Here is a 12,897-nt window from a genome sequence, read left to right as displayed (position 1 = left end):
GCGCAAAAAGCAGCCAGAATCTAAAGCTTCAGCTGCTTTTCTATAAGAGCGCAAAGATGTAGGATTTGGGATTTTTTTTCATAGAAGCTATTGGTATTGGCGATTAGATGAGCGCTGGAGTGCAAGATTGTCTCGACTTCAATGAGATTATTTTGCCGCATCGTATCGCCTGTCTCGACAATATCGACAATCCCATCTGCCAGCCCTACGATGGGTGCAAGCTCAATAGAGCCATAGAGTTTAATGATTTCTATGGGAATAGCCTTTTGCAAAAAGTGCTTTAGCGTGATATTTGGCATTTTTGTGGCGATTTTGATTTTAGGCTTTAAGTAGTCAATGGGCGTATCCCTATGCTCGCCCACGATTACACGACATTTGCCAATCCCAAGATCAAGTAGCCGCATAACACTGCACGGCTGCTCTTGCAGCACATCAAGCCCGACAACGCCAATATCTGCCGCTTGATGATACACATAGGTAGCGACATCTTGTGAGCGCACAAGCATGAAACGAAACCCATGCTTCTCCAGCACCAGCTTCCTATCATCAAAACAAAACTCCTCCCCAAACACCTGTGAAAAAACTTGCAAAGTATCCTTTGCGATTCTACCTTTTGGCAGTGCGATTGCAATCATGCCCGCTCCTTTGTCTGGCTCTGTATGCCTTGCTGTTGGCGTCGTTTCTGCAAAGCACGCTCGATAGAGATACGCATACCACGAAAAACAAGCGTCTCATCATAAATCGCCTGGGCGAAAAACTTTGCGAGATATTTGCCATCACCTCCTGTGAAATACGCCTTTTTCGTGCCGATTGTGTTTTGGATAGTGAGAATAGTGCTTTTTAGCACACCATAAGCGATTGCGTCTTTGGTATTGCTGGGCAGAACATTTGGCTCAAGCCCAAAATTGATATGCCCCTGCAACGCCGGGGAGATCCTAGTATAAGAGGCGAGCATTTCATTAAACCCAGGCAAAATATAGCCACCCTGGTGCTCCCCGCCGCTCATCACATCAATGGTAATCGCACTCCCCACATCTACAATCACACCATCGCTTACGCATAGACAAGCAGCTTTTCTATCCACGCCAAGCCCACGATAACGCGTAGGTAGGTGGATAATAGACTCTAGGTCATAAGTAGTTTTAAACAGCTTGTTTAGCAGTTTTTCGTGTGCTGCATTCACACTGATATAGTAAATCTCTTGATCAAACATCTTTTTATGTAAGGATTTTGGAAGAATATGGGAAATCTTGCCATTTTCCCAGAAATGAAAATGCGTATTACCAATATCGCATAGCAGCATTAGCGCAGTCCGTTTAAATCAACATAGTATCGATCGTAGTAGAAAATATCACCGCTGTAGAAATTAAGCTTATTTGCCGGGACGCGACCGAAGCTATCTTGCATGCGATAGACTTTGTGGCTAAAGTCCGTGAGATTCAGCGTGATAATATAGCCACCATGGCTTTCAAATGTATAAAGCATATTGCCCATCATGCTCATGCCCTCAAGCTTAGCATAGGGGAATTTCTCGCTATTAACAACGCGCAGCGTGTGGTCAAACTGGGCTAAAAGTCCATCAAGACTTAGCATATAGACAAAGCCTTTATAAAACCGCACATCTTTAATCGAAGCAAGATGGCTAAACTCCTGTCCAGCGACAATGCTTATAAGCTTTTTGGGCGTAGCGGCAAAAATCCTATCCTCATCGCCCTCGAGGAAAATCACATTGTTGAAAAATTTATCACTTGAGATGATGATATTGCGCTCTGGGGAGAAAGTTTTACTACTCACTACAAGCAACCGCCCATCAAGCGTAGGGAACACTACAAGAGATTCTAGGAAAAGTGGTGCAGCAATTAGCTCATTGACCGCTAGCACCGAGGAGCCTTTTTGCGAGAATTTCTGGGCTTTGGTGTTGATATCGATAATCGTAGCAGAGTTGTCATTACCAATGATGGCAAGCAGGTTGTCTTTTATGCTCGCGCTTAATGCGCAGGTGCTTACGGGAATCTCTATCTCATCTTCACCGCAAGCGGTATTTTGTTCTTTGACGCTGCAGGTGGCTTGCGAAAACGCACTCTCATCAATCAAACTTGTGCGCACAAGCTTCAAGCTCTCACAGCCCTTGGCAAACACATAAAACCCTCCAGACTCCCGTAGAAATCGCGCATTTTTAGGAAGCTTCTCATGCTTAGGCAATAAGCCGTGCTTAGTGATAATCGTGTCATCTTTTAGCATGGCACCATAGCGATCGCTTGAGACTATGGACGCTGGAAGCATGCGCTCAAAAATCACATCACTTTGGATATTTGCTGGAGTGTAGAACTTTTTGGATCCACAGCCAGTTAGCATAAACAAAAACATAAAGCCAAATAGCGCGCCACTTGCGACACAAAGCAGAATCTGCCCTAGCTTTCTTTGGCGTATCATGCTTCCCATCTTGCTCTCCCCTAGTGAATAATTGCCTGCTGTGTTATTGCGCCTGGGCGTCTGGCTTGCTAGCGTTATTTTGTGCTTCTTTACTTGGCATTTCTTGTCCTACTTCCTTTAGATCAAGCGCGCTTTCAAGAGGATATTTTGTAATCCCATAGTGCTTCATCTGTGAGGCAATCCCATAGAGCGCAGAATCTAAGCCAATGGATTCTAGCTCTTTGCGTGCCTCTGGGATTTGGTTCTTGCTTAGGTAGAGATAGGCTTGCTGGATTTTAGCAAAATCCGCCATCACCCCGCTAACTTGCGAGAGATTCTCCTGCTTAAGACTAGCTAGCTCATAGGTAGCAAGCTCTCTTACAAGTGGATTTGGAGAATCCACAAGCTCTTTCAAGTGAGTCTCTGCACCCTCTTGTGCCAAATCTATCCGCATAAGCGTATAGAGATCATAAAGCCCTTTAGATTCTGCTTGGAGCTGGTCCTGGAGCAGGGTATTGTCTGGATTTTGCGTAAGCTCTGTATAGAGCGCGCTTATCTTTTGGGCTTTGTTCTCTGTCATAACACCATAGACTGATCTATAGCCAACCCAAGCGACAATAAGCACCACAAGTGCAATGAGATAGTATTTGTATTTTTTTACTAGGCGTTCAAGACGAAATGCACTCTCTAGGATTTTTTCATCTTGCTCAAATTCCTGCTTGATGCCTTGTAAAATCGCGTCGCTTTTCACACTTTGTTTATCATCTGTCTTTTTTGCCATGAAATCCCTTTGTTGATATAAATTCTGCAGATTTGATTAGTCAAATCATTGCACGCTTACACGCCGCTTGAGCCAAAGCCCTTTGTCCCGCGCTCACTTGGGCTAAGCTCGCCCTCCTCCAGGCACACTTCAAAGCACACTTGACACACTTGCGCCACCACACCTTGCGCGATCCTATCGCCTGCTTGGATAGTAAAATCACTTTTACCATGATTGATCAAAATCACCATGATTTCCCCACGATAGTCGCTATCAATCGTGCCAGGCGTGTTTAGCACAGAGATTTTGGATTTTACCGCTAGACCGCTGCGTGGGCGGATTTGCAGCTCTAGCCCCTGTGCTAATTCCATGGCAAGCCCAGTGCGCACCACCCCCACATCGCCTGCTGGGATCGTAGTGGCTTCTAGTGCGTGGAAATCAAACCCAGATGCCCCAGCACTCTGGTATCGTGGGATAATAGCACGAGAATCGAGCTTTTGGAGTTTCATAGTTACCTGTGCTATTTGCATGATGTGCCCTTAAACTTCGGTTGTGGATTCTGTAGATTCATACATGCCTGCCAAAGCCAATCTAGCTTTCAAAATCAATAGGCTTGTAGTAGATTTTGACAATTTCAAACTCGCACTCTCCACGCGGCAAGGCTACAGAGATTTCATCGCCCTCTTGCTTACCAATAAGCGCTTTGGCAATAGGCGAACCATAGGAGATTCTGCCCTTTGAAGTATCGCTCTCGATACTCCCTACAATCGTATAAACATGGCGTTTTTCTGTATCTAGATCAATAATTTCAATCGTGCTGCCAAAGCTCACTTTGTCATGCGGGAGAATTGATGGATCGATGACTTGGGCGTTTGCGAGCATCTGGCTTAGGTCTTTAATCCTTGCATCGATAAAGAGCTGACGCTCTTTAGCTGCGTGGTATTCGGCATTTTCTTTCAAATCCCCATGCTCTCTGGCGATGTCGATTTCGCGCACGATATGTGGGCGCTCGACTTCTTTTAGCTGCTTTAGCTCTTGGGTGAGCTTATCATAGCCATATTGACTGATTGGTTCCATTTCTCGCTCCTAAAAGGCACTATCATACCAAAAATTCGCTTACAGGGATTTTACATCCACTCCAAAATCTTGCTTACTTCATCTGCAGCAAAGCACTTCATGCCAGGAAATTTACTCTTAGGCTGCTTGGCTAACACCACGCGCTCAAATCCATAGCTCTGCAGCTCTTTTAGCCGCACATCGACATTGCTTACCTCGCGGATATCGCCCACCAACGACACTTCACCAATAAATGCTGTGCTCGCACTTAATGCGCGATTACGGAAACTTGAGATAATGCAAGCTAGCACACAGAGATCCGCGCTTGGCTCGTTGATTTTAATCCCACCAGCCACATTGATAAACACATCATAGCGCCCAAGTGGGAGTTCGAGCTTACGCTCCAAGAGTGCTAGGAGCATATTCAAGCGATTTGCTTCAAACCCAGTGCTTTGCCTGCGTGGATTCCCATAGCTCTCACTCACCAACGCTTGGATCTCAATCACCAACGCCCGAGACCCTTCTAAAATCACACTCACTGCACTGCCAACCGCGCTTGCACGCTTTTGAAAAAAGAGCTTAGAAGCGTTTTTTGCACTATGTAGCCCTGCACTGCTCATCTCAAAAATCCCTATCTCGCTCGTCGTCCCAAAGCGGTTTTTAAACCCACGCAGGATACGAAGCTCTTTGCTTGGATCGCCCTCGAAATACAACACGCAATCCACCATATGCTCCAGCACTCGAGGTCCAGCGATCGAGCCTTCTTTAGTGATGTGTCCAATAATTGCGATTGTGATATTGCGCTCTTTAGCCAAACGCATAAGCTCAAATGTAATCTCGCGCACCTGTGAGACGGAACCGGGTGCAGAAGAGACATTTGGCGCATAGAGCGTCTGGATAGAATCTATCACACAAAGACGATAGCTATGCATGAGCAAAATCTGCTTAATAGAATCAAGATTGATTTCATTTAGTAGATAGAGTGTATCGCTTAGCGCGCCTAGCCGTTCGGCACGCAACCGAATCTGCCCCGCACTCTCTTCTCCACTAACATAGAGTATCTCTGCTCCAGTGCTAGCTAGATCGCCAGCAACCTTAAGCAAAAGAGTGGATTTCCCCACACCAGGACTCCCGCCAATAAGATAAAGCCCGCCAGGCACGAGCCCGCCACCTAGCACAATATCAAACTCCTCTTGATGTGAGCTAAAAAATACATGCTGTTCAGTGCATACCTGCGTGATCGCACGGGGCTCTTGCATATGGCTAGTGGAGTTTGCTTGCTTTAGAATCTGCTTTTGACTTTCACTAAGCTCGATGAAGCTATCCCAGCTCCCGCATTCTGGGCATTTTCCTAGCCATTTTGCTGTGCTATACCCACAATGCTGACACTCAAAGACTTGGTGCTTTTTTGCCATTAGCGCTCATTTATAAACAGACAATCAAGCAAGCCTTGAATATATGTCTCTCTATCAAAAGGGATAAAATCCCCCTCACGCTCACCCACCCCTAGAAAAAGAATCGGTATCTGCAAGCTATGTGCGATGCTTAGGATTACGCCGCCTTTACTCGTGCCATCAAGCTTAGTTACAATCACGCCATCAACCGCTACGCTTTGGCTAAAGACTTTGGCTTGACTTAGCGCAGATGAGCCTTGTGTGCCATCAAGGACTAGAATCTTACGCAAATGTGCTTGGGGTTTGGGGCTTATAGTTTGCATAGCTTCTGGACTTTGGATAGCTTTGGCACAAACACGATCGATTTTCTCGAGCTCTTTTTTTAGATTCTCTTGGTTATGCAGTCTCCCTGCAGTATCGATAATAATATGCTGCATACTACGAGCAAGCCCAGATTGGATCGCATCAAAAGCCAACGCACTTGGGTCGCTGCCTTGCTGAGTGGCGATGATTGGGATTTGGAGCTTTTGCGCCCAGAGTTTTAGCTGCTCAATGGCTGCAGCGCGGAATGTATCCCCAGCCCCCAGCAGCACACTCTCTCCACGATCAAGGTAGAATCTAGCAAGCTTAGCTATGGTAGTCGTTTTCCCCGCACCATTGACCCCGATGATGAGATCAATGGTAGGAGGTTTAGATTCTGGCGAGCTTGTGATAATAGGCTCCAAACTACTAGAGCCAGAATCTAGCGAGTCAAAAAGTCTTGAAAGCTGCTCGCCAAGCTGGGCTCTGCTTGGATATTTGGGGAGATTTTCTAGCATAAGCTCGATGAGATCATAGTCGATATCTGCCTCGATAAGCAGCTCTTCTAGCGCAGGCTTGTCGATCCTATCGCTTTTATCACCAAAGATAGAGGCGAGATTCTGGGCGGTTTTAGCAAGATAATGTAGCATGAATACCCCTACTGCAGAATCTGGGCGATATCACTAGAAAATATCTCCTCTGGCACAATCCCCTCATAATCTTGATAAAACAAATGCTCATTGTCATAGAGCACAAAATATGGCAGAGTAACGCCAACATCTACCACAGGGGCTACAGCATCTCCAATAGATTGCGCGCTAGATTCTGGGCTAGGCTCTTGGGCAGAACCTGCCACAGAATCTTTGGATTCGCTAGATTCTGTGGCGGAGTCTTTCATGCCAGAATCTTGGGCACCGGATTGTAGCAGCCCATTTACGCGCATGCGCTTGGTTTGCAGCAGGCTTTCTAGCAGTGAATTGCTAGAAGTGCTATGCAGCAGCGGGAATGTGATATTGTGAGTTTGAGCAAATTCTTTTAGCATGGTTTTATCACTAAGCTTGCTATCAAACACACCCAAAATCTTAAAATCCTTCTCGCTTGCTTGCAGGTGGTTTAAATGCTCATAATACGCCTCACACTCCGCACAATCCTGCGCCAAAAACACTAGCAACACCGCGGAATCCAACTCTTTACCTCCAGCTTTAACAATGAGTTTATCCCCCTCTTGGTGTATTATGGTGTAGCTCGTGTCGCTGGATTCAAAGCTATACTCTTTGGACGCGCCACCGCTACCAGAACACCCAGCATAAAATGCTCCCGCCATAAGCAGCACGCAAACACCAATAGCCTTATAGATTCTAGCCAACATAGATTCTCCTTTATGATAGATATGATTGCCCTGCCCTTTTGGAGTGCATTACAGGTATATTTGGGGTATTCTTGATTGTGCTAATGCGCAAACTCCACCGCACGCACTTCGCGTATCACGCTGACTTTCACCTCGCCTGGGTAGTTTAGGGTGGCTTCAATCTCTTGAGCGATTTCTTTAGCCAGCACAATACTTTGTGAATCACTGATAATATCTGCGCGCGCGATAACCCTAAGCTCGCGTCCAGCATTGATTGCATAAGCCTGTTTTACGCCTAGCTTTTGCGTGGCAATCTGCTCTAAATCTTGCATTCTATTAAGAAAGCTCTCGAGCACATCGCGTCTCGCTCCAGGTCGCGCAGCAGAGAGCGTATCAGCGGCGCACACCGCTGCTGCTTCCACACTCTCAAAGGCTTCATTGCCATGATGGGACATGATTGCATTGATGACCACGGGGTGCTCTTTGTAGCGCTTGCACACTTCGGCACCTAGTAGGACATGATTCCCACCACCTTGATCGATTGTAAGTGCTTTGCCAATATCATGCAGTAGCCCCGCACGCTTGGCAAGTTTCTCATCACCGCCAAGCTGGGCAGCAATAATACCAGCAAGATTTGCTGTCTGGATAGAGTGTCCTAGCGCATTTTGCCCATAGCTTGCTCGGTAGCGAAGCTTGCCAATAAGCTTAATAATATCAGGGTGTGGAAAATCAATTCCCAAATCAATAATCACATTTTTCCCATCTTCGAGAATCTCTTGCTCCATTTGCTCTTCCACGCGTGTATAGACTTCTTCGATTCTAGCTGGGTGGATTCTGCCATCTTCGATGAGAATATTAAGCGTCTTTAGTGCTATGGCGCGTCGATAGAGATTGAAACTACTTAAGATAATCGTCGCAGGCGTATCATCAATGATAATATCCACCCCGCTAATCATCTCTAGTGCTTTAATATTGCGCCCTTCTTTGCCAATGATCCGCCCTTTCATCTCGTCATCTGGCAGGGTTAGCACGCTGATAAGTCGCTCCGCGGCAAACTCTCCAACATAGCGCGTAACAGCTTGAGCGAGAATATAATTGGCTGCTTTTTGAGCTTGCTCGCGAGTTTCCTTCTCGTAGCGGCGGATAAGGTGTGCTTTCTCATCGATGAGTTCATGCTCAAGATTATGGAGCAAAATATCTTTAGCCTCTTGTTTGGTAAGCCCTGTGTAGTGGCTTAGCGTGTGGTTTAGCTCTTCGATGAGCGTATAGTAGCGTTTAGTGGCTTTTAGCTGCTCTTCTTTTTGCAAGAGAAGCTCATTATGCTCTTGCTTCATGCGGGATTTTTGCTGCTCCAAAGCAGAGAGCTCACAAGCAAGCTTGTCTTGGAGATTTTGCTCCCTACGCTCGATTGCATGCAGCTTCTTGGTATAAGATTCATGCAAAGTGCGTTCTTTTTCTTTAAACTGCTGCTGCAAGGAGAGCTCGGCGTCTTTTAGTTCAAGCTGCTTTTTGTGCAAAAGATTCTGTGCTTCAAGCTCGATTGCCTGGGCTTTTGCTTTTGCGCGCTCGATAATATGACTAGAATCTAGGGCAAAAAACTTCCTACACGCTAGATAAACGCCTAGCCCGACAAGAAGCCCGAACCCTAAAAACCCTGCGATGAGAATCCACATTATAAAAACCCCGTATATTTTTTACTACTGCTGTATAGCTAATGTATTCATGTGCATTGATGTCAAACTCTTGCGTTATGTGATTGTTTGCGATAAGTAGATTTTGACTGACAAATGCGCGATATGGTAATTTGGACTTGGAAGCAAAGCTTCGATCATACACGCCTTTTCCCATGCCTATACGACCAAATACAATATCTATCCCAAGACTTGGGATAAGGACAAAATCTACCTGCTGATACACATATCCAGAGCCACTAGGCTCGTAAATCCCAAAATGATTACGCACTAAAGGCAGTCGATATGGTAGCATTTTTACCTTAAGACCTCGCATAGCAGGGAGAAAAATCTGTATGTTTTTTGATTTTTTGAGCTTTTTAAGCAAAGGAAGAATATTTGGCTCATGGCGCATGGGATAAAATAGTGCGATACGCTTAAAGCCACGATGGGCGATGAGAGACTCTAAATAGGCACAAAGCGCGCGATTAGCATAAAAACAATGGCATGTGCCTAGCGATCGAGCATAGGAGCGCAACGACTGCTTAGAATCAAAATCCTTTTTCTTGTGAGCAGAGAGCGGATATATCGCCAAGCCACAAGCACCCATGAGAGAGTCATGCTTCTTGTGTGATTTTGGTGATTTTTTGCACCTTTAGGCGTTTGATTCTCGCGCCGTCCATGGCTAGCACGCTAAATTCTAAAATCTCATCGCGCACGACATCACCAACCTCTGGCAATCTCCCAAGCAAACTAAACACATAACCCCCTATAGTAACCTGCTCACATTCCTCATCGAAATGCACGCTCATAAGCTCCTCGACACTCTCAAGATCTAAGATCCCATCAAGCTCATATACATCAGCGCCAATCTGTGTAAATTCTTGGTTTTTCAAGTCATGCTCGTCTGTAATATCGCCCATGACCTCCTCGATAATATCCTCCATGGTAAGAATCCCAGCGGTGCCACCGTATTCATCAATAATAAGCGCAGTGTGAATTTGCTCTTTATTCATGGATTTGAGAATCTCCACGATTCTGGCTGTCTCTGGGACAATAATCATCTTCCGCACAATTTGCTCTAGGGGGATTGGAGTGCAAGGACTTGTGCCTTTACTCTGCCCTACACTACTGATGAGTAAATCGCGAATATGGATCATGCCTAGGATATTGTCTTTATTGCCATTGCAGTATGGGTAGCGCGTGAAATTTGTCTGCGTAACAATAGCGAGATTCTCCTCGTAGCTTTTCTCTGCATAGAGGCAGACCATATCTTTACGCGGCGTCATAATTTCTTTTGCGATTGTTTCGGAGAAATCCACGGCATTTTTGATAATTTCGCCTTCCAGCGAGTCGATGAAACCGCCCTTGAGACTCTCACCTACGATAATCTTTAATTCCTCTTCGGAATGAGCATTTTCTTCCTCGCTGGCTGGCTGGATTCCAATGCGCCGCAAGACAAAATTCGCAAGCTTATCAAACAGCACGATAATGGGGTAGAAAATGATGGAAAAATAATACAGCGGATAAGAGATGAGCAACGCTGATTTTTCAGTTTTGGCAATCGCAATAGACTTTGGCACAATCTCGCCTAGCACGACATGAAATAGCGTAATAATCGTAAAAGCGACAACAACACTTAGAATAGTCAGGGAGTCTTGAGATAAGATATTGCCAAAAGGAATAGCAATAAGCCTAGCAAGAGCTGGCTCGCCAATCCACCCCAAAGCAAGCGAGCTTAGTGTAATCCCAAGCTGCGTGGCACTAAGATAAGAATCTAGCTTTTTGGTAATAGAGAGAGTGAGCTTGGCAGTGTTGTTAGTCTTGGATAGCTCTTCAAGCTTAGATCGGCGCACCTTGACAATCGCAAATTCCGCAACAACAAAAAAGGCATTGAGTAGAACAAAAAATAATGCAAGAAGTAGCATTATGACCGAGTGATATGGGTCCAAAATTTGACTCCTTGAAAGTAAAGGCTAGGAGTATAGCACATTTATCCTAAAACTTGTTGAATCACATAAAACGCCAATGCACCAAGTAGTCCAGAAGCAGGCACGGTAATGATCCAAGAAGCGATAATACGATTGATTTCACTGCGCTTTACAAGCTCGTGTTTATAAAATTTTTTAAGCTCTTTTTTCTCTTTTTTGCTTAACTCAAACTCATCGCCTTGTGCGCGATCTTTAAGGGATTCTAGCATTTTACTTTTTTGCTTGACGCCTGCTCTGGCAAAATTTTTCAAAAATGTCTGGATTGTCTTTTGGTCTTTGCCCTTATGTGCCTTGATGATCTGCTCGCACATCTCAAAATAGCGCCCCTTGATATACTCGCGCAAAAATCCAACCCCAATCACCGCACCAATAGCAATATGCGTGCTACTCACAGGAAGTCCAAGTGCGCTGGCTAGTAGCACCGTAAGTGCTGCACTCATTGCAATGCAAAATGCCCTCATTCTATCAAGCTCAGTAATCTCACTCCCCACTGTGCGGATAAGCCTTGGTCCATAGAGCCCAAGTCCCAGTGAAATCCCCACTCCACCCACAAACATAATCCAAAATGGCACTTGTGCTTTAAGCGCCACTCCAGATTCTGTAGAATCTAAAAGCGTCTGGTGAATCGCAGCCAGCGGTCCAATAGCATTTGCCACATCATTTGCACCATGCGCGAAGCTTAGTAACGCAGCGGAGAAAATTAGTGGAAATGTGAAAAGGGTATTGATAGATTCTTTGGTATTTTCTAGGCTATTAGCCTTTCTTCTAATGATAGGCGTAATGATAACATAGCCAATAGCCGCGACAATAAAGGAAATTACCCCTGCCTGCAACCCACTAAATGCGTAGATCTTCGAGAGACCTTTAAGCATGAGATACGCACCGAACGCCCAGAGCATAACAAAAATTAACAGCGGAACTATTTTTTTTGCCGCCTCCTTTTTATCCTGCTGGTAAGTAATCGTGCGCTTGATAAACAGCAAAAATAGCACCGCAATCACCCCACCAAGCACAGGAGAAAGCACCCAACTAGAGGCAATTGCACCTAGTTTTCCCCAATTGGCTACGCTAAAGCCCCCCGCAGCAATCCCAGCCCCTAGAATCCCACCAACGATAGAATGTGTGGTTGAAACCGGTGCGCGCAAAATTGTAGCCAAATGCACCCAAATCGCGCCAGAAATAAGCGTAGCAAGCATGACAGCGAGAAAGACTTGGGAATCGTTGATTTTTTTTGGATCGATGATGTCAGATTTTATAGTATTGACGACATCGCCACCCGCAAGGATTGCTCCACTAGCTTCAAAGACAGCAGCGATGATAATAGCGCCAGTAAGGGTGATTGCTTGCGAACCTACTGCTGGACCGACATTGTTTGCCACATCATTCGCGCCAATGCTCATTGCCATATAGCCACCCACAAGCGTAGCAAATGCGAGCAAAATCGGCTGTGTGCTTGAGCCAAAATTTATTGCAATGATTGCAATAATCACCATAAAAAAAACAACCGCACCAATCTTGATACGCTCTATTTGATTGTCTTTGGTATTGACGCTTTGCTGGAATTTTTTGATGTCTTTGATGTCCATAAGTAGCACCACTCTTTGAGCTAGATTTTGTGAGACCTAGGACCCAGCCTAGTAAAAAACCGCCTAAATAACAATAAAAATATCACACCTAATACACAGCATATGCCAAAATGTAACACTTACAAAATGCGACATTCAAATTCTCATAAAAAGCCTGCAAATTTGGATTCTCTCACTAGATTCTCGAGCTCATAAAACTCTCACTATCGTCAGCCATGCTACATATCCGCCCACAAGTTGCAAAAAGTTTAAAATTTTTTTTACACATTGTGAGCAAGCGTTAGGTTTTTTGCTATACTAGAATCCACTTTCAAATCCCCACCACAAAGGACACACAATGAAAATCACTTACACACTCACAGATGAATCCCCAGCCCTAG

General features: G+C 45.2%; 13 protein-coding genes. All 13 read right to left on the bottom strand.

Annotated elements, in window-relative coordinates:
* Nucleotides 1-20: 20 nt before the first annotated feature.
* On the bottom strand, nt 21-635 hold the full coding sequence (hisG, locus tag Q0171_RS08475) for an ATP phosphoribosyltransferase (RefSeq protein WP_299328983.1): 615 nt from the start codon (nt 633-635) through the stop codon (nt 21-23).
* Nucleotides 632-1,303, bottom strand: a complete 672-nt coding sequence (locus Q0171_RS08470; RefSeq protein ID WP_299328980.1) for a type III pantothenate kinase — start codon at nt 1,301-1,303, stop codon at nt 632-634. Before Q0171_RS08470 ends, hisG begins: the two co-directional genes overlap by 4 nt.
* Nucleotides 1,303-2,442: a hypothetical protein gene (locus Q0171_RS08465; RefSeq protein WP_299328978.1), complete on the bottom strand. Its 1,140-nt coding sequence runs from the start codon at nt 2,440-2,442 to the stop codon at nt 1,303-1,305. Before Q0171_RS08465 ends, Q0171_RS08470 begins: the two co-directional genes overlap by 1 nt.
* A gap of 34 nt (nt 2,443-2,476) precedes the next feature.
* Nucleotides 2,477-3,193, bottom strand: a complete 717-nt coding sequence (locus Q0171_RS08460) for a hypothetical protein (RefSeq protein WP_299328975.1) — start codon at nt 3,191-3,193, stop codon at nt 2,477-2,479.
* A gap of 56 nt (nt 3,194-3,249) precedes the next feature.
* Nucleotides 3,250-3,702 carry a dUTP diphosphatase gene (dut, locus tag Q0171_RS08455; RefSeq protein WP_299328974.1) on the bottom strand — a complete coding sequence of 151 codons (453 nt, stop codon included), beginning with the start codon at nt 3,700-3,702 and terminating at the stop codon, nt 3,250-3,252.
* 61 nt (nt 3,703-3,763) lie between these two features.
* Entirely contained in the window at nt 3,764-4,249 is a 486-nt protein-coding gene (gene greA / locus Q0171_RS08450; protein WP_299328972.1) for a transcription elongation factor GreA, read from the bottom strand.
* A 50-nt stretch (nt 4,250-4,299) separates the two neighbouring features.
* Nucleotides 4,300-5,643: a DNA repair protein RadA gene (radA, locus tag Q0171_RS08445; protein ID WP_299328970.1), complete on the bottom strand. Its 1,344-nt coding sequence runs from the start codon at nt 5,641-5,643 to the stop codon at nt 4,300-4,302.
* On the bottom strand, nt 5,643-6,572 hold the full coding sequence (ftsY, locus tag Q0171_RS08440; RefSeq protein WP_299328967.1) for a signal recognition particle-docking protein FtsY: 930 nt from the start codon (nt 6,570-6,572) through the stop codon (nt 5,643-5,645). The genes radA and ftsY overlap by 1 nt, the downstream gene beginning before the upstream one ends.
* An 8-nt stretch (nt 6,573-6,580) precedes the next feature.
* Nucleotides 6,581-7,291: a hypothetical protein gene (locus tag Q0171_RS08435; protein ID WP_299328964.1), complete on the bottom strand. Its 711-nt coding sequence runs from the start codon at nt 7,289-7,291 to the stop codon at nt 6,581-6,583.
* Nucleotides 7,292-7,371: 80 nt separating this feature from the next.
* Complete coding sequence (gene rny / locus Q0171_RS08430) at nt 7,372-8,943, bottom strand: ribonuclease Y (protein ID WP_299328962.1); 1,572 nt, start codon at nt 8,941-8,943, stop codon at nt 7,372-7,374.
* The gene (locus Q0171_RS08425; protein ID WP_299328959.1) at nt 8,873-9,550 is read right to left on the bottom strand and encodes a 5-formyltetrahydrofolate cyclo-ligase; all 678 of its coding nucleotides are present in this window, start codon (nt 9,548-9,550) and stop codon (nt 8,873-8,875) included. The genes rny and Q0171_RS08425 overlap by 71 nt, the downstream gene beginning before the upstream one ends.
* 7 nt (nt 9,551-9,557) lie before the next feature.
* A complete protein-coding gene (locus tag Q0171_RS08420; protein ID WP_299329038.1) occupies nt 9,558-10,868 on the bottom strand; it encodes a hemolysin family protein in 1,311 nt (436 codons plus the stop codon).
* A gap of 65 nt (nt 10,869-10,933) precedes the next feature.
* Entirely contained in the window at nt 10,934-12,517 is a 1,584-nt protein-coding gene (locus Q0171_RS08415) for an inorganic phosphate transporter (protein WP_299328956.1), read from the bottom strand.
* Between the last annotated feature and the right edge of the window lie 380 nt (nt 12,518-12,897).

Source organism: uncultured Helicobacter sp., assembly GCF_937906905.1.
GTDB lineage: Bacteria > Campylobacterota > Campylobacteria > Campylobacterales > Helicobacteraceae > Helicobacter_B.
The sequence above is the reverse complement of the archived record's forward strand: the minus strand, read 5'-3'. Positions and strand labels throughout refer to the sequence as shown.